Source organism: Streptomyces sp. P9-A4 (assembly GCF_036634195.1).
GTDB lineage: Bacteria > Actinomycetota > Actinomycetes > Streptomycetales > Streptomycetaceae > Streptomyces.
Genome location: NZ_JAZIFY010000002.1, coordinates 282,345 through 303,157 on the forward strand (window position 1 = coordinate 282,345; position 20,813 = coordinate 303,157).

General features: G+C 72.1%; 19 protein-coding genes and 3 pseudogenes. 11 read left to right on the forward strand and 11 right to left on the reverse strand.

Annotated features, from left to right (window positions below):
- Positions 1-113: 113 nt before the first annotated feature.
- From V4Y03_RS31975 to V4Y03_RS31990, 4 genes are all read left to right on the forward strand, one after another.
- Entirely contained in the window at positions 114-767 is a 654-nt protein-coding gene (locus V4Y03_RS31975) for a CBS domain-containing protein (RefSeq protein WP_332437505.1), read from the forward strand.
- A gap of 53 nt (positions 768-820) precedes the next feature.
- Positions 821-2,155, forward strand: coding sequence for a nicotinate phosphoribosyltransferase (locus tag V4Y03_RS31980; RefSeq protein WP_317872826.1), 1,335 nt, complete (start codon positions 821-823; stop codon positions 2,153-2,155).
- Positions 2,156-2,659: 504 nt separating this feature from the next.
- Positions 2,660-3,265, forward strand: a complete 606-nt coding sequence (locus V4Y03_RS31985; RefSeq protein WP_332437506.1) for a CBS domain-containing protein — start codon at positions 2,660-2,662, stop codon at positions 3,263-3,265.
- 5 nt (positions 3,266-3,270) lie between these two features.
- Positions 3,271-3,930 carry a DUF4389 domain-containing protein gene (locus V4Y03_RS31990; protein WP_332437507.1) on the forward strand — a complete coding sequence of 220 codons (660 nt, stop codon included), beginning with the start codon at positions 3,271-3,273 and terminating at the stop codon, positions 3,928-3,930.
- A 252-nt stretch (positions 3,931-4,182) separates the two neighbouring features.
- Here V4Y03_RS31990 and V4Y03_RS31995 read toward each other — a convergent pair whose 3' ends face one another.
- From V4Y03_RS31995 to V4Y03_RS32020, 7 genes and pseudogenes are all read right to left on the reverse strand, one after another.
- On the reverse strand, positions 4,183-4,320 hold the full coding sequence (locus V4Y03_RS31995; protein WP_332437767.1) for an HAD family hydrolase: 138 nt from the start codon (positions 4,318-4,320) through the stop codon (positions 4,183-4,185).
- Between the two features lie 44 nt (positions 4,321-4,364).
- Positions 4,365-4,433 (reverse strand): annotated as a pseudogene (locus V4Y03_RS34010) (hypothetical protein); the annotation flags it as partial.
- A 670-nt stretch (positions 4,434-5,103) separates the two neighbouring features.
- Complete coding sequence (locus V4Y03_RS32000; protein ID WP_332437509.1) at positions 5,104-5,607, reverse strand: flavodoxin domain-containing protein; 504 nt, start codon at positions 5,605-5,607, stop codon at positions 5,104-5,106.
- Entirely contained in the window at positions 5,604-6,065 is a 462-nt protein-coding gene (locus V4Y03_RS32005) for an Hsp20/alpha crystallin family protein (RefSeq protein WP_332437510.1), read from the reverse strand. The genes V4Y03_RS32000 and V4Y03_RS32005 overlap by 4 nt, the downstream gene beginning before the upstream one ends.
- 64 nt (positions 6,066-6,129) lie before the next feature.
- Positions 6,130-6,555, reverse strand: a pseudogene (locus tag V4Y03_RS32010) (PEP/pyruvate-binding domain-containing protein); the annotation flags it as partial.
- 128 nt (positions 6,556-6,683) lie between these two features.
- Positions 6,684-7,691: a universal stress protein gene (locus V4Y03_RS32015; RefSeq protein WP_332437511.1), complete on the reverse strand. Its 1,008-nt coding sequence runs from the start codon at positions 7,689-7,691 to the stop codon at positions 6,684-6,686.
- The gene (locus V4Y03_RS32020) at positions 7,688-8,593 is read right to left on the reverse strand and encodes a universal stress protein (RefSeq protein ID WP_332437512.1); all 906 of its coding nucleotides are present in this window, start codon (positions 8,591-8,593) and stop codon (positions 7,688-7,690) included. Before V4Y03_RS32020 ends, V4Y03_RS32015 begins: the two co-directional genes overlap by 4 nt.
- Positions 8,594-8,817: 224 nt before the next feature.
- Between V4Y03_RS32020 and V4Y03_RS32025 the strand changes: the two genes are divergently transcribed.
- A complete protein-coding gene (locus V4Y03_RS32025) occupies positions 8,818-9,675 on the forward strand; it encodes a universal stress protein (RefSeq protein ID WP_332437513.1) in 858 nt (285 codons plus the stop codon).
- Positions 9,676-9,908: 233 nt separating this feature from the next.
- Here V4Y03_RS32025 and V4Y03_RS32030 read toward each other — a convergent pair whose 3' ends face one another.
- A complete protein-coding gene (locus V4Y03_RS32030; protein WP_332437514.1) occupies positions 9,909-10,808 on the reverse strand; it encodes a universal stress protein in 900 nt (299 codons plus the stop codon).
- A 132-nt stretch (positions 10,809-10,940) separates the two neighbouring features.
- Positions 10,941-11,225, reverse strand: coding sequence for a DUF1918 domain-containing protein (locus tag V4Y03_RS34015; protein WP_442809460.1), 285 nt, complete (start codon positions 11,223-11,225; stop codon positions 10,941-10,943).
- 198 nt (positions 11,226-11,423) lie between these two features.
- Between V4Y03_RS34015 and V4Y03_RS32040 the strand changes: the two genes are divergently transcribed.
- The 6 genes and pseudogenes from V4Y03_RS32040 (at position 11,424) to V4Y03_RS32065 (ending at position 16,385) form a co-directional block, all read left to right on the forward strand.
- Positions 11,424-12,101: a CBS domain-containing protein gene (locus V4Y03_RS32040; protein ID WP_332437516.1), complete on the forward strand. Its 678-nt coding sequence runs from the start codon at positions 11,424-11,426 to the stop codon at positions 12,099-12,101.
- Positions 12,102-12,124: 23 nt separating this feature from the next.
- Positions 12,125-13,792: pseudogene (gene acsA / locus V4Y03_RS32045) on the forward strand (acetate--CoA ligase); the annotation flags it as partial.
- 172 nt (positions 13,793-13,964) lie between these two features.
- Positions 13,965-14,585, forward strand: coding sequence for a 2-oxo acid dehydrogenase subunit E2 (locus V4Y03_RS32050; protein ID WP_332437768.1), 621 nt, complete (start codon positions 13,965-13,967; stop codon positions 14,583-14,585).
- Complete coding sequence (locus V4Y03_RS32055) at positions 14,582-14,851, forward strand: phosphopantetheine-binding protein (RefSeq protein ID WP_030319842.1); 270 nt, start codon at positions 14,582-14,584, stop codon at positions 14,849-14,851. The genes V4Y03_RS32050 and V4Y03_RS32055 overlap by 4 nt, the downstream gene beginning before the upstream one ends.
- On the forward strand, positions 14,851-15,531 hold the full coding sequence (locus V4Y03_RS32060) for a CBS domain-containing protein (protein WP_317872815.1): 681 nt from the start codon (positions 14,851-14,853) through the stop codon (positions 15,529-15,531). Before V4Y03_RS32055 ends, V4Y03_RS32060 begins: the two co-directional genes overlap by 1 nt.
- Positions 15,528-16,385 carry a universal stress protein gene (locus V4Y03_RS32065; RefSeq protein ID WP_317872814.1) on the forward strand — a complete coding sequence of 286 codons (858 nt, stop codon included), beginning with the start codon at positions 15,528-15,530 and terminating at the stop codon, positions 16,383-16,385. The genes V4Y03_RS32060 and V4Y03_RS32065 overlap by 4 nt, the downstream gene beginning before the upstream one ends.
- A gap of 10 nt (positions 16,386-16,395) precedes the next feature.
- Here V4Y03_RS32065 and fdhF read toward each other — a convergent pair whose 3' ends face one another.
- Together fdhF and V4Y03_RS32075 are read right to left on the reverse strand one after the other, a co-directional pair.
- Complete coding sequence (gene fdhF / locus V4Y03_RS32070) at positions 16,396-19,089, reverse strand: formate dehydrogenase subunit alpha (RefSeq protein ID WP_332437517.1); 2,694 nt, start codon at positions 19,087-19,089, stop codon at positions 16,396-16,398.
- Positions 19,086-20,780, reverse strand: a complete 1,695-nt coding sequence (locus V4Y03_RS32075; RefSeq protein ID WP_332437518.1) for an NADH-ubiquinone oxidoreductase-F iron-sulfur binding region domain-containing protein — start codon at positions 20,778-20,780, stop codon at positions 19,086-19,088. The genes fdhF and V4Y03_RS32075 overlap by 4 nt, the downstream gene beginning before the upstream one ends.
- Between the last annotated feature and the right edge of the window lie 33 nt (positions 20,781-20,813).

Below are 20,813 nucleotides of genomic sequence, written 5' to 3' on the forward strand. Positions count from 1 at the left end.
GAGCTGGAGGCGCACCATGAACACCATGAGGATGCCGCCGAACGAACTCGCTCCGGTACCCGCAGCCGTTGCGGCAGCGCCGGCGCGCCGAGCCCGCACGTAGGGGAAGAGCGATGACACCTCAGCCGTTCACCGTCGCCGACGTGATGACCAAGAAGGTCGTCGCCGTCCGGCCCGGCGCGGACTTCAAGGAGATCGTCGATGCCATGGAGCGGTGGAAGGTGACCGCCGTACCGGTCATCGAGGGCGAGGGCCGCGTGGTCGGGGTGGTCTCCGAGGCCGATCTGCTCCTCAAGGAGGAGTTCCACGACCACCGCCCCGGTCTCGTCGAACAGATGCGACGGCTCGACGCCACCGCCAAGGCCGGTTCTCGCCGGGCCGAGGACCTGATGACCTCGCCCCCGGTCACTGTCACTCCCGAGGCGTCCCTGCCCCAGGCCGCCCGCCTCATGGCCGCCCATCGCGTGAAGCGGCTGCCGGTCGTCGACGCGAGCGGCGTCATCCAGGGCATCGTGAGCCGGTCCGACCTCCTCAAGGTGTTCCTCCGCCCGGACGAGGAACTCGCCGCCGACGTGCGCCGCGACGTCGTCGAGCACCTTTTCCCACTCTCGCAGCGCCGGGTCGACGTCCGCGTCGACGCCGGAGTCGTGACGCTGTCCGGCCAGGTCCGCGACGGCGCGCTCATCCCGCTCGCGGCCCGCCTGGCCCGCGCTGTCGAAGGCGTGGTGGACGTACGGTGCGAGCTCACCGCCGAGGGGCGGACCTAGCCATGTCCGGCCGTTCCGGTACAGGTCACCGGTCCGCCGCGCATGCTCGAAGCATGTCCCCGGTCACCAGCACCGACCTGTACGAGGTCACGATGGCGCTCTCGTACCTGCGGGAAGACATGCGGGCGCCTGCCACCTTCAGCCTCTTCGTCCGCGACCTCCCCCCTGGCCGCGGATTCCTCGTCGCGGCGGGGCTCGAACCGGCCCTCGACTATCTTTCCCGGTTCCGGGTGGGCCGCTCCGACGTCCTGGAGTTCGCGGAGGCCCTGCGTCGGCCGGTCGAGGACCTGGAAGCGCTACACGGCCTGTCGTTCGACGGCCAGGTCCGCGCCGTACCCGAAGGACGGCTCGTCCTCGCAGGTGAGCCGCTCCTGGAAGTCACCGCGCCCCTGCCGCAGGCCCAGCTCGTGGAGACGTACCTGCTGTCCCTTCTCTGCCACCAGACGGCGGTCGCCTCCAAGGCGGCGCGTTGTGTGCTCGCCGCCGCCGGGCGGCCCCTGGTGGACTTCTCCCTGCGCCGGAACCACGGACCCGAGGCCGGCATGCAGGCGGCGCGGCTCTGCGCCCTGGTCGGGTTCGCGGGCACCAGCAACGTCGCCGCCGCGACCCGGTACGGCATTCCCGCCTCCGGCACCATGGCCCACTCCTACATCGAGGCCTTCGCCTCGGAGGAGGACGCCTTCCGCGCCTTCGCCCGCACCCATCCGGGTCCCGTGACCTTCCTGGTCGACACGTACGACACCGATCGCGGGGTGGCGACGGCCGCGCGCGTCCTCGACGACTTGGGACTCGGCCCGGGCTGCGGAATCCGCCTCGACAGCGGCGACCTCGGAGCGCTCGCCCGACGTGCCCGTACCGCACTCGACGCGGCGGGGCTGAGAGACGTGCAGATCATCGCGAGCGGCGGCCTCGACGAGTACGCCGTCGCCACGCTCGTACGGGACGGGGCACCCGTCGACGTCTTCGCCGTGGGGACGAAGGTCGGCACGGCCGCCGACGCCCCGTATCTGGACGCGGCGTACAAACTGGTCGAGTACGACGGGCGGCCCGTCATGAAGCTCTCGTCGGCGAAGATGACGGCTCCGGCCCCGAAGCAGGTGTTCCGCGGACACGACCTCCGCGACGTCATCGGCCTGGCGAACGAGGAGCCGCCCGAGGGCACGGAGCCACTGCTGCGGACCATGATGCGCGGCGGGCTCCGCACGGAACCGCCCGACACTCTGGCAGCCGCCCGCGCCCGCTTCGAGGCCGACGTCGCCGCCCTGTCGGAGGCCGCGGGCCGCATCGAGGACCCTGTGCCACCGGTACCGGTCGTGTCCGCCCGGCTGTCGGCTCTGACGACCGTCGTACGACACCGGATCGAGGCGCGGACGCGAGCCGCGCGGTAGCACCGGGAACATCCGGCGGGGGCTGCCTTTGGCACCCGACCCGCCACGGAGGTCCGAGCAGGCTCGTGATGCAGCCGGGCGACCGCCCAGGCCCTCGACTCCGACGGCGGCTCCGCTCTCCCGGACGGACTCGCCTCGGCCCTCTCCACGATCACGGTCGACTTCCCGCAGTACGCCGAGACGTACTACTTCCACGACGGGGACGAGAACACGTCGCTGCCCGGACAGCTCCGCTACGCCCTCGGCCTCGCGGACCAGGCCGGCGGGGCGCACCACCCGGACGTCAGGCTCTCCGCGTCGGTACTGCGTAGGGCAAGGGAGGACCTGGCCGTCGTGCTCGACGAGCGCTTCCTGCGCACGGGCGAGGGGCCCGAGCGGGTCTTCGCGGCCTACGCCGACGACCACGGGCAACCCCAGGGACCGGACGGCCCTCCCCAGGGCGGCGGCAGCGGGCGATCCTGAATGTGGGGGCCGCCGGTCGAACGCGCGAGAAGGTGACGAGCGATGAGGCACCGCAGCGTCGCGGATCTGATGACTCCTACGGCGGTCAGCGTCGATCCGGGCACGACGTTCAAGGAGATCGCACGACTCCTGGACGAGTTCGACATCACCGCGGTGTGCGTGGTGGACGAGTCGAACCGGCCACTGGGCGTGGTCTCGGAGGCGGACCTGGTACGCCGCCGTGCCGCCGGGGCCGTACTCGACACCGCGGGCGCCCTCATGTCGAGCCCCGCCGTCGTCGCCCGACCCGAGTGGAGCGTGGTGCGGGCCGCCCGTGTGATGGACCGGTCCGGGGTCAAGCGCCTGCCCGTGGTCGACGACGACGGGCGCCTCGTGGGTGTGCTCAGCCGCAGTGACCTCGTCCAGCTCTTCCTGCGTCGGGACCGGGCGATCCAGGAGGAGATCATCGAGGACGTCGTCACCCACACCCTGGGGCTGAGCCCGTCGGCCCTCTCGGTCGAGGTCGTGGACGGCCGGGTCACCCTCAGCGGCACGGTCAGCCGCCGCAGCCTCGTGCCGGTGCTCCTCAGGCTCTGCAACAGCGTCGATGGTGTCGTGGGGGTCGTCGACCGGCTCAGGTACGAAGACGACGACCTGTCGAGGAAGTGACGATCATGGACATCCCTGGCGCCCCGCATGGTCCCGTGACGGTATCCGCCGAACTCGACAGCCGGCTGTCCCGCTGGCTGTGGCTGGTCAAGTGGATCCTGGTGATCCCGCACTGGATCGTGCTGTTCTTCCTCTGGATCGCCTTCTTCGTGGTGACGGTGATCGCGTTCTTCGCCATCCTCTTCACCGAGCGTTTCCCCCGGGGCCTGTTCGACTTCAACCTCGGCGTGCTCCGCTGGTCCTGGCGCGTCTCGTACTACTCGTACGGGGCCCTCGGCACCGACCGCTACCCGCCCTTCAGCCTGGGCCCCGAGCCGGACTACCCGGCCCGGCTGGACATCGCCTACCCGGAGCGGCTCTCCCGCTCGATGGTCCTGGTCAAGTGGTGGCTGCTCGCCATCCCCCAATACCTCGTGATCGCCTTCTTCACCAGCGGCATGCACGCGGGATGGTGGAGCAGCGGCCTGATCACCCTGCTCGCGCTCATCGCGGGCTTCGCCGTGGCCTTCACCGACCGGTATCCGCGTGACCTGTTCGCCCTGATCGTCGGCCTGAACCGCTGGGTCCTGCGCGTCGCCGCCTACGCGAGCCTCATGACGGACGCCTACCCGCCCTTCCGCCTCGACCAGGGCGGCCACGAACCGGGGACGGCCGACGTCCGCTGACGGCGCCGCCTGGCGCGCCGCAGCTCGTCCGTGCCCCACACCAGGACCGGGAACGTCGCGACGAGCAGGACGACGTCCAGAGGAAGGGCGGCCGTGCCGAAGGTGGCCGTGGTCGCCGTCGCGTAGGCATGGTGCAACGGGCTGCCGGTCCCCGTTGGGTCGCCCGGCTGCCAGCCCGCGCGCCACAGCACGTAGAAGTAGCCGCCATGACGAGGACCGCCGACGTGAGACGCAGGTACCCCAGCTCCGGATTTACATTCCGATGCCAGCCTCCCGGGCGACGGCCGCGGCGGTGGCGCCGTTGTCGCCTGTGACGACGTGTACCCGGATCCCGGCCTCGTGGCAGCGGCGTACGGCCTCCGCCGCCTCGGGGCGCGGCGGGTCGTACAGCCTCGCCGTACGTCGTTCGGTCCGTGGACGGCGAGGCGCCGGGCGGCCTCGCTGGCCGAGAGACCATCCGGGCCCGTGGCGAGTTCACGAACACAGCCGGGGCAGCGGTTCACCGGGGTCGAAGGGCAGCGCCTGGGTGGAGGAAGAGAGCCGCTCCGGGCCGGTACGGCTGCCGACACGGTCAGTCATCGTCGTCCCCCACACCGCTGTCCCGGTGGAGTCGGCCGGACCATACGGGTCCACTCGCGTTCCCAGGCAGCGAGCCGGTGACCTTCGGTCCGCCGTCGGACGAGGAGGGCCACGGCGGCGCCCGTCACCCCTGTGACGCCTGCCGCCGCCACGCCGCCCGACATCGAGGTCAGGGCGCGGTCGGAGGCACTTCCGGGGGGCCGGGCGGGGGACCCTGCGTCGTCCACCCAAATCGTCACGGTGCGTCCCTCCGGCGTCCGGGGCGGGACGGGGATGTTCCCGGACCGGCGGACGTTCTCGGGCGTTCCCACACCGCCCGTGCGACGGCCTGCGGCTTCGTGCCGTACCGGGTGGCGGCGGACGGGTCCTTCGCCGGCCCGGTGGTGGTCGCGGTCACCTGATGCCGGTGCGCGGCGAGTTCACGGTCGGTCTCGGATCCCGCCGACCACAGGCTCCCGGCGACCACGGCACCGCAGATCACAGCGATCAACAGCACGAAGACCAGAGCGACGCGCCGGTCCCGCTCCCCGAGTCCTGGTGGAGCATGCCGCACCTCCCGTCGGGGTGGCCTCGCCCACCTGTCAGAGGCCCCTTTCAGTGGGTGGCGTCGAGTTCCGTTCCGATGTGGTGGGCCCATGCCCGGATCCGTTCCGGGTTGCGGAAGTCGCCGCCCTTGCCCCGTCTCACCATCGCGCGGGCGACCGGATCCGACGTCTCGGCAGTCACGGCGCCACCGAAGGTCATGTGCTCACGGGCACCGAGCTTCTTCATCCGCCGGGCGACCCCTCGTACGGGCGGGATGTCGTGCTGCTCCGCGGAACTGTCGACGGGACCGCTGCTGAACAGCCAGAGAGGTCGGTGCCTGAGCTGCTCGGCGTTGCGCCGGGCGCACCGTCGTGCCTTGCCGGTCCAGTGCCCGGCGTAGAGGGCGCCGCCGAGGACGACCCCGTCGTAGGCGCTCACGTCGGTGACGGTGTCGGCCGGCAGGACGACGGTGTCGAAGCCGTCGTCCCGGAGCGTCCGGCCGATCTCTTCGGCGATTCCCGCGGTCGCACCGGCTTTGCTGCCGTAGGCGACCAGGACACGTCTGGCGTTCATGACTCCGCTCCCTCGGCAGGTTCACCTGCCCGCTTCACCGGAATGGTCCGGGCGGACGTCGTGTCCTCCTCGTCGGGCATCGGGATGCGGACGGTGAGGATGCCGTCCGCGTACGACGCCTCGACGTCGTCGGCGGGGATCGTGGCCGGAAGGCGCACGGTCCTGCGGAAGGATCCGTAGCGGAACTCCGAGTGCTCCTTGTCCTCCTCGCTCTCACTGTGCTCCGCACTCACCGTGATGAGGTTGTCGTCGACGGTGATGCCGATGTCGTCGTTCGGGTCCATTCCCGGCAGCTCGGCCCGCAGCACGTACACGCCGTCGCCGCTGGTCAACTCGACCGGGATGGAGTGGGCGGCCGTCGCGGGTCGCCACCCGGGCAGCCCCGGAAACTCCCGGCTGAACCAGTCGTTGAAGTCGGGGAAGAGGCTGTGCCTGCGTTCCACCTTGCCTCCGGCCATTGCTCTGCTCCTCGTGTCGGGGCCCTGGACGGTCGTCGTGGACCCGAGTAGGTGCCAGGTACGTCTCCTGCTGCCCGGCGAAACCCGCTTCGGGCAGGTCCTCCGCCGTCGCACTGCTGCGCACCGCCACCTCGGGCGACTCCCGGCCGGCCTCCTCGGCCAGCCGCTCGTACGCTTCGAGCACGGCGTCCCGCAGAGGCGCGGGCAACGGCTCCACGAGGAAGAGGGACCGGATGGCCGCCCCGACCTGATCGAGCGGGGCACCCTCGTGCAGTCGGTCGATCTGTGCTTCCACGCGACGGCGGAGGTCTCGGGAACCGAGCAGTTCCTCGTACGCTTCGGCGGTGGTGGCGAATCCCGGAGGGACGCGGATGCCCGCGTCTCCGAGCCGGGTGGTCATCTCGCCCAGCGAGGCGTTCTTGCCACCCGCTCGGCCCACGTCGTGCCGCCCGAGTTCCGTGAACGGTACGACGTGTCGTATCGGTCCCATGGTCTCCTCCACAGCTCTCGGGCCTCCTCAGTACGGCAGGGGCCTGCCGGACGGCGTGCGCAGGTCGAGCGGAGCGGGCCCGCGGGGGCGGCCCGGCCGGGGGCTGATCCGGATGCGCTTCATGACGCTCACCTCTCCGCGGAACCGGTCGATGGACCGGGGGCGTCCGCTCGCCCCGGCGTCCCGCGTGGAGGTGGTCTCGTCCCAGTGCCGAGCGGGGCAGACACCGGCCGGTCGGCCGTACCGGAACGGGACCGGTCGGCCCGTGCCGGGTCGCCCGTCCGGCGCTCGCGCTGCGGGAGGGGGACGGTGATCACCGGACACGGTGCATGGTGCAGCAGGCCGTGGACCGTCGACCCCGGCCACGTGCCGGAGTGGCCGCCACGGCCTCGGCGACCGACCACGAGTGAGAGGGATTCCTGGGACGCCAGGGCAAGTTGTTCGACCGGGTGTCCCCGCAGGACCTCTTGGGAGACGGCGACATCGGGATATCTCTCCGCCCAGCCGGCCACCGATTCGGCGAGCAGCCGGCGCCGCTCGGCCAGACCCTCTTCACCGTCGTCGTGGGTGAGGACGGGACGGGGCCGGACCCAGACGGCCCGCAGCCGTGCCTCACGCAGGCTCGCCTCCTCGACGGCGAAGGCGACGGCGGCCCGTGAGGCCTCGCTTCCGTCCACGCCGACGACGACGGTCAGTGGGTGCACGGCGGTGTGCTCAGGTGATCGGACCACGACGACGGGGCAGTCCGCCCGTGCCGTGAGGGGGACGGCCACGGAGCTCTCGCTGAACGTCTCGGCCGCTCTGCCGAGACGGCGCGAGCCCACGACGACGAGTGCGGCGTGCGCCGCCATGTCGCGCAACACGGTCGCCGGCACACCGTTCACGCGTTCCGTCGCGATCCGCAGACCGTCGTGCAGGTACCGGACGAGGTCCTCCGCGTTGGCGATCGCCGACTCCGCGCGCATGCGCAGCGCGCTCCGGCGGGCGGGAGCGTCGTACCGCAGTCCACCGTGGGCAGGGGGTACGGCGACGACCAGCCTGAGCACCAGTCCTCTTCGTACGGCTTCGTCGGCGGCCCAGACGAGAGCGGGGACCGACTGGTCCCGGGGGGCGACACCGAGCAGTATCTCGTTCACGTCTCCTCGACCCGGGTGGCGAAGGCGGGTGGGACGATCTCCACCGGGCAGTGGGCGTGGTGGAGCAGGGTGTGGGCGACGCGCCCCAGGGAGGGTCCTACGCCCAGGGCGCGGTGTTCTCTGCCCATCACCAGCAGATCGGTATGGGCACTCGCCTCCACCAGGATCCCGGGCGTGCTCGTGCCCGTCTCGACGTGATGGCTGACGATCAGCCGGGGATAGAACTCACGCACCAGGTCGCCGAGCGACTTGATCTCGTGTACGCGTTGTCGCGCGATCCCGTCGAGGTCGTCCAGCATGGTCGCGACGCTGCCGACGTGGGTGAGCAGGTTCCAGACGCTCACCAGCCGCAACGCCGCCTTGCGGGCGTCGGCCTCGGCGGCCGCGACGAGCAGCCAGCCGAGATCCGAAGCACCGTGTACGGCTGCCGTCACCGAGCCCGACGCGGGACGGTCACCGTCGCCACGGACCACGATCACGGGAACCTCGGCGCGGGCCGCCACACCCAGACCGACGGAGCCGAGCATGAGGGCGGAGAAGCCGCCGAGCCCCCGGTTGCCCACCACGATCGTGCCCCGGAGGCCGGCGGCCGCCAGGAGACCGGCGACCGGCTCCTGGCGGCCCAGCTCCTTCGTGACGGCAACGTCCGGAAAGAGGTCACGGACCGCGGTCGCGGTCTCGATGAGCAGGTCGCGACCCGCTTCACGTACCGCCTGGATCGTCTCGGCGTTGGAGAAGATCGCCCGGCGGTCGGTGTCGGCGGCGTGGACGAGATGCAGGGGCCGTCCCCTCCGGCCCGCCTCGTCGGCGGCCCAGACCACGGCCGCGCGCCCGGAGGGGGACCCGTCGACTCCCACGACGACGTTGCCCAGCTCCGGTCGGGCGGGGGTCTCGCTGGTCATGGCTCCTCCTCCGGGGTACACCCGAGGCTCGGGAGCGCGTCCCGAGGGGCGGCATCTCCCACACTGGCACCGTGGTGGGCCTCCTCGGGATGGGCCGTTCGGCCCTGATCGAGCCCTGCCCGGCCCTGCTGCCGGAAGCAACGGGGCACCAACCTGAAAGGCGAGATGCCCTGTCCGATCCGGACCCGGGACGGGTGGACCGGACTCGACGAGGGAGGCACGCCATGACAGCCCAGGTCACCGTCGGTCTGGACGGCTCCGATGAAAGCCTCGCCGCCGCCCGTTGGGCCGCGACGCAGGCGGTGCTGCGGGAAGTGCCCCTCAGGTTGGTGCACGTGGAGGAGTGGCCGAACACGCCGGAAGTGCCCCTTGCCTTTGCCCGCACCCTGGACGAGCGGACCGAGAGGCTGATGCGAGAGGAGACGGACCGGGCGCGGAAGAACCATCCCGACCTCGAGGTCATCACGGAGAATGCGCGTGGCCGGGCAGCCGAGGAACTGACGGCCGCCGCGAACGAGGCGGATCTGACGGTCCTCGGTTCGCGCGGGCTCGGCGGCGTCCGCGGCTTCATCGTCGGCTCGGTCTCCCTTGCCGTCGTCGGCGCGGCCCGACAGCCGGTCGTCCTCGTACGCCCGGAGGACAACCGGGCAGGTCTCGGGGGCGGCATCGTGGTGGGCGTCGACATCCACCACCCGTGCGACGCCCTGCTCGCGTTCTCCTTCTCCGAAGCCGCCCGGAAGGGCACGCCGCTGCGGTTCCTCCACAGCTGGACGCTTCCCGCCTCGTACGGCTACGCGGCCATGGTGGACCCGGGGATCGGTGAGGAGCTGGGCGGCCACTTCCTCGGGGGGCTGAACGACCTGCTGGTGCCGTGGCGGAAGCGGTACGCGGGCGTGGAAGTGGAGGCCAAGTCGGTGGTGGGCTCGTCCGCGCACCAGCTGGTCGAGGCGTCACAGACCGCACAACTCGTCGTCGTGGGGCGCCGGAGCCGCAATGTGCCCCTCGGCCCGCACCTCGGGCATGTCGCCCACGCAGTCATCCACCACAGCCCCGCGCCGGTCGCCGTCGTCCCTTTGACCTGAGCGGACGGGAACGACTCGGTCTTCAACCGCGCGCGGATGGATGCCATCTCGCTCGGCGTTCTACGGGTGCCGCCGGCTGATGGATGTCGCGTAGACGCTGGGAGCGGAATGGGCGCCAGCGGCGCAGGCGCGGGAGGCGTCGGTGACGACGGACAGCCGGGTGCGCCTGGACGCCACACGGCGGCCGAGGTCGCTCCCGGCGTGCGAGGAATGCGGCTCACCGGGCGTGTTCCTCACTGGTCTTCTTCCGTGGCCACGGGACGCAGCTGGGGTACGACGGCGACCGGACACGAGGCGTGGTGCAGGGCGCGGTGGGCGACCCTGCCGAGCTCCAGGCCGACGAGCCCGTCCCGGCGTCTGGCGCCGACGACCAACAGGTCGGCGGCGGCGGAGCGCTCGGTCAGTATCTTGTGGGCGGGGCCCTCGACCGAGCTCCTGCGCAGGCGCACCTGGGGGTGTTCGGACGCTGCGGCCTCAAGGGCCTTGTCGAGCAGCTCGGAAGCCCCTTCCGTGAAGTAGGCCGCCCCGGCGCGCCTCATCAGCAGGTGGTCGGCCGGTTCATGGGCCGGCCGTCGCCAGGTGCGGACGACGTCAAGTTCCGCGTCCCGTACGGCCGCCTCACGGAAGGCGAACCGCACGGCCGGCGAGTCCAGGTCGTGCTCGCCGACGCCGAGCAGAACGCGCCCGTGGCGTGCGTCCAGGGCTTGCCGGTCCCCACGGACGACGATGACCGGGCAGGGGGCTCGGGCGGCCACGACGAGACTGACGGAGCCGAGCAGAAGGCCGGCGAAATCGCCGCGCCCGCGGGACCCGACGACGAGGATCGCGCCCGTCCCTCCCTCTCTGAGGAGCGCACTGGACGCGTCCTCGGCCAGGACGTCCGTAGTGACGGGGAGGGCGGGTGCACGACGGCGGGCGCGTCCGGCCGCGGTACCGGCGATGTTCTCGGCGAGCACCTGGCCCGAGGGTCGGTCCGTGGTCCAGGCCGGCACGACCCCCTCGTACCGTTCCCACATCGAGGCATGGACGATGCGCAGGGGAAGCCCGTGCCGTACCGCTTCGTCGACGGCCCAGTCCAGGGCTGTGAGACTGGCGTCGGACCCGTCTACTCCCACCACCAGGGGCGATTCCATCGTGCCCACCGCCTTTCCGGGTCGTAAGGTGGCCTGCTGCCACGCTCGCACCGGGCGGAAGCGACCGGATAGGGCCGGTCGGCCCCGGGCACGGCCCGCCCGGACCAGGTGTGGTGGCTGCGACGGCGGAGTTCACGACCGCGTTGCGGCCTTCCCGGGTCCGGCCTCTCTCGTGCCGTACGGCGGAAAGTGCTGGACGCGCGCGTCCGGGCCCGGGAACACCTCGGTGACCCGGCCCGTGTCCGACCATCGCACATCGAAGGGCGGAGTGCCGTCCGGATGGTGGAGCCCGACGATCTCACCGTCACGCCCCTCGTCCCCGACCGTGGCACCACCCACGATCAGCCGGTCGCCGACGCGAGCCCACAACCCGGCGCGGGGCTTCTCCTGACCGTCCCGTTCTCCGGTTCCAGCCATGGTTCTCGCCTCCCGGCACGAGCGCCTGCCGCGGTCCTCCCGAGACGGGCTCCCTCGCCTTCTCCACCGTGCGTCCCGGCAGGCCGGCCGCCATAGGGGCCGAAAGTCCCGGAAGGGGACCATTCGGCACTGCCCCGGGTGGGCTGCGCGCAGCAGAGTGAGAACTGGCGCGGCCTCGTCCCCTGAAGGAGGACCGTCATGCAGCACCGCACGGTTTTCGAGGTGATGACCCACGATGTGGTCACCGCAGCCCCAGAGACCTCGTTCAAGGAGATCGCCCGGCTCTTCGCCGACCACGACGTCTCGGCGGTCCCGGTCGTCGACGCCGACCGACGCCTGCTCGGTGTGGTCTCGGAGGCCGACCTGCTGCGTTCCACCGCAGAGCTCCCCGACCTGGAGGGCCGTTGGGCGGGTGTCCGGCTGCTGTCCCAGGAGCGAGGGATGCCCGATGCGGAGACGGCCGCCCAGCTGATGACCTCGCCGGCCGTCACGGCACAGGCGAACTGGAATCTCGTCGAGACGGCTCGGACGATGCAGCGCAAGGCTGTGAAGAGACTGCCCGTGACCGACGAGACCGGTCGGCTCGTCGGGATCATCAGCCGTAGCGACCTGCTGCGGCCCTTCCTGCGCGGTGACACCGCGATCCGTGACGAGATCGAGCACGACGTCCTGGCCGACACGCTGCGCCTGGCCCCCGACACGATCCGCGTGACCGTCGACGACGGAGTCGTCAGGCTGACGGGCCGGGTCGACGAGCGCGCCGACATCCGCGTGATCGTACGGCTCTGCCGATCGGTCGACGGAGTCGTCGCCCTGCACGAGTCGATCGAGTACGCCTACGACAACCTCGCGCTCGACGTGGAGCCACCGCGATGAACGCCCTGTGGGTGGCGCCGGTGATGCCCGACTACGACAGCGCCCGGGCCGCCTTCTCCTGGCGACGGGAGCGGTCCCGGCTCGCCGGGCTGCCGGACGGCGGCATCAACATCGGGTACGAGGCGGTCGACCGGCACCTGCGCGAGGGCCACGGCGAACAGGTCGCGTTGCGCTGCATCGCCCGCGACGGATCCGTCCAGACGGTCGGCTTCGCCGGGCTCGCAGCCGAGAGCTCCCGCTTCGCGCACGTTCTGGAGACGCTCGGCCTGGAACGCGGCGAGCGGGTGTTCACCCTCCTCGGCCGCCGGTTCGAGCTGTACAGCACCGTCCTCGGAACGCTACGGGCCGGCCGCGTCGTGTGTCCCCTGTTCAGCGCCTTCGGGCCCGAACCCGTCGCACTGCGCTTGGAGCTGGGCCACGCCCGGGCGCTGGTCACGACCCGCGAGCTGTACGAACGCAAGGTGGCCCCGGTACGGGCCCGCCTTCCCCACCTGCGGCACGTCCTGCCTCTCGACCCCGGGGCCGACCCGCCCCCGAACACCCTCTCCTTCCCCGCTCTCACGGCCGCCGCACCGGACGCGTACGCAGTGGGGCCGACCGGTCCGGCGGAGCCGGCACTGCTGCACTTCACCAGCGGCACGACAGGCCCCCCCAAGGGCGCGGTACACGTACACGAGGCGGTTATCGCCCATCACGTCACCGCCGCCTACGCACCGGACCTGCACGAGGGCGACGTCTTTTGGTGCACCGCCGACCCCGGCTGGGTCACGGGCATGTCGTACGGCATCATCGCCCCGCTCACCCACGGGGTGACGACCGTCGTCGGCGAAGGGGACTTCGCCCCGAAGCGCTGGTACCGCATCCTCGCCGACCAGCACGTCACCGTCTGGTACACCGCCCCCACCGCGCTCCGCATGCTCATGCGGGCCGCACCACGCGGCGACGAGCCGACGCCCGCCGCGCGGCACGACCTCTCGGCGCTCCGGTTCGTCGCGAGCGTCGGAGAGCCTCTCAATCCCGAGGCCGTGCACTGGGGCCAAGAGGCTCTCGGGCTACCCGTCCACGACACCTGGTGGCAGACCGAGACCGGTGCCATCATGATCGCCAACTTCGCGGCCGACCCCGTGCGGCCCGGTTCGATGGGCCGCCCCCTTCCCGGTGTCGAGGCCGCCGTCCTGGCATGCGGCGAGGACGGCCGGGCCGCGATCACCGGCGGGCGGGTCCATGTCCTCCGGGAACCGGGTGCCCAGGGCGAGCTCGCCCTGCGGGCGGGCTGGCCGTCGATGTTCCGGGCCTACCTGCACGAGCCGCACCGTTACGAGGCGTGCTTCGCCGACGGCTGGTATCTGACCGGCGACCTCGTCAGCCGCGACACCGGCGGCTGGTACTGGTTCGTGGGCCGCGCCGACGACGTCATCAAGTCCGCGGGGCACCTCATCGGGCCCTTCGAGGTGGAGAGCGCGCTCATGGAGCATCCGGCCGTCGCCGAGGCCGGTGTCATCGGACGCCCTGATCCGCTGGCCGGCGCGATCGTCAAGGCGTTCGTGCTGCCGCGTCCCGAGTATCCGCCCGACCCCGAACTGCGGCGCGACGTCATGGCGTTCGCCCGCCGTCGCCTCGGACCGGCCGTCGCCCCCCGGGAGATCGAGTTCGTCGAGGACCTGCCGCACACCCGCAGCGGCAAGGTGATGCGCCGCCTGCTGCGGGCCCGCGAACTGGGCCTGCCCGAGGGCGATGTGTCGACGCTGGAGACACCCGAACCGGCCGCCCATCCGTGCGGACGACGTCCGTTCCGCCGCAGCCGCCGAGGGCGCACCGCGGGCGGCCGTCCCGAATGCGGCACGGGCGGCGACCGCCCGGCTGATGAGCCGGTCCAAGCGGGAGATCCCGCATTTCTACCTCTCCACGACCGTGGACATGGCAGCGGCCCTGGAGTGGATGCGCGCCCGCAACCGCGAACTGCCCTTGTCCGCCCGCCTGGTGCCCGCCGCACTCATGCTCAAGGCCGTCGCGCTGGCGGTGCGGAAGGTGCCCGAGCTCAATGGGCATTGGGTCGACGACGGCTTCGTTCCGGCGGAGGACGTACGGCTGGGCGTCGCCGTCTCTCTGCGGGGCGGTGGTCTTGCCGCACCGTCCCTCGCCCATGCCGACACGCTCTCCGTGGACGAGGTGATGGCCGCGCTCAAGGACCTGGTGGCGCGGGCACGGGGCGGACGGCTCCGGGCGTCCGAGACCGCCGACCCCAGTCTCACCGTCACGAACCTCGGCGACCTGGGCGTCGAGGCCGTGTTCGGCGTCGTCTACCCGCCGCAGGTCGCGCTCGTCGGCCTCGGCCGGATCGTCGAGCGGCCGGTGGCCGTGAACGGGCTGCTGGGAGTACGCCCCGTGGTGACGGCGACGCTGTCCGCCGACCACCGAGCCGCCACCGGCGCACGCCTCCTGACCACCATGGACCGGCTCCTGCAACAACCGGAGGAACTGTGAACCACGACCAGGCGAAGGCGTTCGTCCGGCAAGCCGTGCAGCGTGTCGTCCCCGACGCCGACTTCACCGGGCTCGATCCCGGCGTGTCCCTGCGGGACACGTTCGAGATGGATTCGCTGGACTTCCTCGAGTTCGTCGAAGCCCTCGCCGAACGCAGCGGTACGGAACTCACCGAGGACGACTATCCGGCCCTCGACACCTGGGACGGCTGCGCCGCTCGCCTGGTGGCCGAGGCCGGTGCGTCCGCACAGGGAAGGAGCGGATGATGCGTCACCGCAGGATCGACCGGCTGATGACCCGTGAGGTGGTGAGCGTTCGCGGCGACACTCCGTTCAAGGAGATCGTCCGCACGCTCTCGGAGCACCAGGTGACCGCCGTACCCGTGGTGGACGGCGACGGCCGGGTCGTCGGGGTGGTGTCGGAGGGCGATCTGCTGCGCAAGGCCGCCGACCAGGCCGCCGCACCGAGTGGCATGCCGGCCGTTCCGGACCTGGAGACGTGGGAAGAGGCGAAGGCCGAGGGAACACGGGCCGAGGAGCTGATGTCGGCCCCCGCGGTGTGCACCCGCCCGGAGTGGACCGTGGCCGAGGCGGCACGGCTCATGGAGGTCCAGGGAGTCAAGCGGCTTGTCGTCGTCGACGGCGACGACCACCTGCTGGGCATCGTGAGCCGTCGCGACCTGTTGGCCGTCTACCTCCGCGAGGACGACGACATCCGCCGGGAGATCGTCGAGGACGTGCTCGGTGACACGCTGCGTCTCGAAGCGACCGCCCTTGCCGTCGAGGTGCACGACGGGCGGGTGGAGCTCGGCGGGAAGCTGCCCTTCCGGGGCATGGCGCCGGCGATCGAGCGCATGTGCGCCACGGTGGACGGCGTGGTCTCGGTCTCCCGCACCCGCCTCACGTACGACGTCGACGACACCGAACGAGGAGGTGGACGGTCATGACGCGGAGCATCGTGGTCGGTCTGGACGGCACCGAACAAGCGAAGGCAGCCGCGGAGTGGGCGGCCGAGGAGGCGCTGCTGCGCAGCACGGACGTGCGTCTGGTCTACGCGAAGGAACCAGTACCGGAGGCCGCTCTGTCGCTTGTGGAGTGGGAGTCCGAGGAGCCGTGGGCCAGGGAGATGATGGCGCGCACCGCCGGTGAACTGCGTGAGCGCCGTCCCGGCCTGTCGGTGACCTCCCAGGTGCTGGCTTCGGGGCCCGTTCCGGGTCTCGTCGCCGCGGCCGAGGAGAGCGAGCTGCTGGTCCTCGGCTCACGGGCGCTGGGCAGTGTGGCCGGCTACCTGCTCGGTTCGGTCGGCCTGACGGTCGCCGGTGTCGTCGAGCGTCCCGTCGTGCTCGTACGGGCCGTGAGCGCGGACCGTGCTCCACGGGGCCCCGTCGTGGTCGGGGCCGATGTGCGGCAGCCCGTGGACTCCGTGCTGGGCTTCGCCTTCGAGGAAGCCGCGCGACGGCACACCCAGGTCCTCGTCGTGTACGTGCAGCAGCTCCCGCTGCACGCGGGAATGGGGCCCGGGATGGTCCCGGACCTGAGGCTTTCCATGGGGCCGGAGATCGAGCGTTCGGTGGAGGTCATGCTGGCACCGTGGCGGGCGAAGTATCCGGACGTCGAAGCGGTCGCCCGCGTGGCGGTCGGATCGGCCGGGCTCGAACTGGTGGCGGAAGCCCGGGAGGCCTCCCTCGTGGTGGTGGGCCGGCGTACCCGCCGTTCGACGCTCGGCGCGCACATCGGCAGTGTGGCCCACGCCGTCCTGCACCACAGCCCAGTGCCCGTGGCCCTCGTTCCCCACGACTGATCGGTGCCGGTCAGTCCTCGGACACCGTCCGACGCAGCCGTACCGCCGTGACCTTGTACTCCGGACACGAGGTCACGGTGTCGGCATGCTCCGAGGTGAGGGAGTTGACGCCACTGGCCGGGAAGTGGAACGCGCAGAAGACCTGCCCGGGAGCAAGCTCCATCCCTACGCGGGCGACGAGTCGCGCCTGTCCGTGACGGCTCTCGACGATGACCGGAGTTCCGTCCCGCACACCGAACCGCGCGGCGTCCTCCGGATGCAGGTCCAGGCGGTCGTGCGGGTCGAGAAGAAGGTTGCCGCCGCGTCGGGTCATGCTCCCGGAGTTGTAGTGGGCCCATCGACGCCCGGTGACGAGCACCAGAGGATAGTCCTGGTCCGGTTCTTCGCCGGGCGGCAGATAGGGGGCCGCCGACAGGTGCGCGCGCCCGTCGGAGGTGGCGAACTCGTCGGCGTACAGAGTTCTTTCGCCTGGTCGGTCCGGATCGGGGCAGGGCCAGGGCACGGCCCCCTCCCGGTCGAGCCGCTCGTGCGAGAGACCCGCGAGGAGAGGTGTCACACGTCCGCACTCCACGAGAGCCGCGGCTGGGGTGGGGCAGCCCAGGTCGGCACCGAGGGCATCGGCGACGGCGTGCACGACCTCGAAGTCGGACCGTGCCGTGCCCGGCGGTTTCACCGCTTGCCGTACGCGCTGGAAGCGGCGGTCGAAGTTGACGAAGGTCCCCTCCTTCTCCAGCCAGGAGGCCACGGGCAGGACGACATCGGCACGCCGGGCGGTCTCGCCGAGGAAGAGCTCGTTGACGACGACGAGCGGGCAGGCGTCGAGGGCCTCGGCCACGCGTCGGCTGTCGGGGTCGGTCGCGCACACGTCCTCGCCGATGATCCACAGCGCCCGCAGGCGGCCTTCCCGGGCCGCCGCGAACATCTCGGGGATGCGCAGCCCTGGCGCTGGTGGGACCGGGCGGCCCCACACCGCCTCGGCGCGGGCGCGGGCCTCGGGGTCGGTGACCCGGCCGTAGCCGGGGAGCAGATCGGGCAGGGCGCCCATGTCGGAGGCGCCTTGCACGTTGTTCTGGCCGCGCAGGGGGCTGATGCCGAACCCGCGGCCGATGCCTCCGACGGCTCCGCGCAGGATGGGGAGGTTCGCCAGGGTACGTACGCCGTCGGTGCCGTGCAGATGCTCGGTGACACCGAGCCCGTACAGGACGGCCGGACGTTCGGCACGGCCGTAGAGTCGGGCGGCTCTCCTGATGTCGTCGGCCGGGACTCCGGTGATCCTGGCGACCCGTTCGGGCGGGTAGTCGGTCAGCAGGTCGGTGAGTTCGCGCAGTCCGGTGGCCCGGTCGCGGAGAAAGCCCGGGTCGGTCATGCCTTCGTCGACGAGGACGTGGGCGAGGCTGTGGAAGAGGGCGACGTTCGTACCGGGGCGAGGACGCAGGTGTACGTCGGCGTGACGAGCGAGGCCCACAGCACGGGGGTCGGCCACGATCAGGGAGGCGCCCGCAAGTGCCCGCTGGAGGAGGCGGGCGCCGACGACGGGGTGGGCTTCGACGGGATTGGCGCCGACGACCAGGAGGCAGTCGGCGGTCTCGACGTCGTCGAAGGCGTCGGTGCCGCCGGCGCGTCCGAAGGAGGCGGTGAGTCCGGCGGCGGACGGGGCGTGGCAGAGGCGGGAGCAGTTGTCGACGTTGTTGGTGCCGATGACGGTCCGCAGGAACTTCTGTACGAGGTAGTTCTCCTCGTTGGTGGCACGGGCGGAGGAGATCGCGGCGACCGAGTCGGGTCCGCCGTCGAGGACGGCCGCGCGCAGGCCGTCGGCGATTCGGGTCACCGTCTCGTCCCAGGTCGCCGGTCGTAGTTCGCCGTTCTCCCGGATCAGGGGCTCGCCGAGACGTTCGGCGGAGCTGAGGTATCCGTACGCGAAACGGCCCTTGACGCAGGCGTGGCCCCGGTTGACGGGCCCGTCCCGGGCGGGGAGCACAGCGGCGACACGGTTCTCACGGACGACGACGTCGAGGGTGCAGCCGACTCCGCAGTAGCCGCAGGTGGTCCGCACACGGTCATGGGGAGCCTGCCGCGAGGTGAGGCCCTGACCGGGCCCGGGCTGGGTGATCGCCCCCGTCGGACAGGTGTCGACACAGCCGCCGCAGGACACGCAGTCGGAGCCGGCCCATGGGCCGCCGGTTCCCGGGGCGACGACCGTGTCGCCACCGCGTCCGGTGAGGGTGAGCGCGAAGGTGCCCTGGACGTCCGCACACATGCGGACACAGCGCCCGCACGCGATGCACAGGTCGCGGTCGAGGTGCACGTACGGGTGGCTCTCGTCCCGGCCGCGCGCGGGGTCACCGGCCGCCGTGTCCGCGGGGATCCCCAGGGTTCGGCACGCCTCAGCCAGTTCACTCCGAGCGCTGTCGGCGAGCGCGTGCGGCGGGAGCGCCGAGGCGATGAGGGCGACGGCGTCCCGGCGCAGGCCGCGCACGCCCTCGTCGGCGGTGTCGACGGTGAGCCCCGATGTGGCAGGCGTGACGCATGCGGCGACGGTCCGCCCGTCGGCGCGCACCAGGCAGGTCCGGCAGGAGCCGGCCGGCCGGAGACGGTCGTCGTGGCAGAGGGTGGGCAGGTCGGCTCCGGTGGCACGTACCGCGTCGAGAAGTGAAGCCCCTGCGGGCAGTTCGACCGGAACGCCGTCGACCTGGAGCCGGGTCATGGGTCCCATCCTTCCAGCGCCGGACCGTAGGCGCGGGCCAGGCTGCGGACGGCGGCGGGCACACGGCGGCCGAAGGCGCAGAGACTCGCCTCGCCCATCAGCCGTGCCAGTTGCCCGTAGGACTCCCCCGGCCCGGTCCGGCCCTGCGCGAGTGCGAGCCCTCGCCGGGTGCCGATCCGGCAGGGCGAGCAGGCTCCGCAGCTCTCGTCGGCGGCGAACTCCCAGATGTGCCGGAGGAGTTCGTGCGGGTCGACGGCGGCGTCGAAGGCGACCATGCCGGCGTGCCCCAGGGCGGCGCCGTGCTCGGCGAGCGCTGCCGTGGTCAGGGGGACGTCGAGCGCTGTCCCGGCGAGGAAGCCACCGAGGGGCCCGCCGATCTGGAGGGCGACGAGCTCGCGGCCGTCCTTGAGGCCACCGCCGAACCTGGTGACGAGCTCTTCTACAGGAGTGCCGAGTTCGGTCTCGTAGGCCCCCGGTCGGGCGAACCGTTCGGACAGGCAGACCAGTTTGGTGCCGGTTTCGTGCGGGACTCCGCGTCGGGCGTAGGAAGCTCCGCCGTGGGCGACGATCCAGGGCACGGCCGCCAGGGTCTCCACGTTGTTGACCACCGTCGGCATGTCCCACAGGCCGTGGTCCGTGGGGTAGGGAGGCCGCGGGCGGGCGCAGCCGCGAGCGCCTTCGAGGCGGGCGATGAGGGCGGTCTCCTCGCCCGCGACATAGGACCCGGCTCCTTCGACGATCTCGACGAACGGCCGCGCACCGGCCTGCTCGACCGAGGCTGCCAGGTCCCCCTTCTCCGTCGCGCGCTCCACCTCTTGCCGGAGCCGGGCCATGGCTTTCGGGTACTCGGAGCGCACCAGGACGATCCCGCGCCGGGCGCCGCAGGCGAAGCAGGCCAGGGCGAGTCCCGTGAGGACGCGCTCGGGGTCCTCCTCCATGAGCAGCCGGTCGGCGTACGAGCCCGGGTCGCCCTCGTCCCCGTTGGCGACGACGACCGTGTCCGGCCTTCCCACCGCCGCGTCCCACTTGTCGGCCACCGGGAATCCGGCGCCGCCGCGCCCGCGCAGCCCGGAGACGGCGATCTCCCCCCGTACGTCCTCGGGTCGCAGCCCGGCCACGGACTCGCGCCACACGTCCCAGGCGGACTGCCCGCCGACGATGCCGGCGAGCAGGACGGGCGCCCCGGTGGTGTCGGTCGCGGGGATGTCCGGCGCGCATGGTTCCGCCCGCCCACGGAGTTGGTCGGCCAGGTCCGGGCCCGTACGGGGAAGGGCGCCGTCGAGGGCGGCGGGACCCGCGTAGCAGTAGCCGAGGCAGTGCGCGGTCTGCAACGAGGTCGAACCCGTCTCGTCGGCCGTGCCCGCCCTCACTCCGAGTGCCTGTTCGACCTCCGCCAGGTGCTGTCCACCCCGCGCGGCGAAGCACGCCGTCGCGGTGCACACCCGCACGTGCCGCTCACCGCGTGGAGCGGCGAGATCGGCGAAGAAGGTGGCGGGGCCGAGCCCCGCGGCGGCCGGCAGTCCGGCTGCGGCCGCGACCTGGGGCGCCCACGCCCCGGGCCCATCGGCGGTACCCGACCTGGCGCGCTCCAGGGCGGCCGGCAGCAGCCCCCCGCGCCCTCCGTGCCGTGCGGTCAGCTCACGGAGCGCGTCCATGCGTCCGCCCAGCTCCCCGGGCATCCGACCGGCCATGCTCCCAGAGTGACCGGCGACGCCCCCACTCGC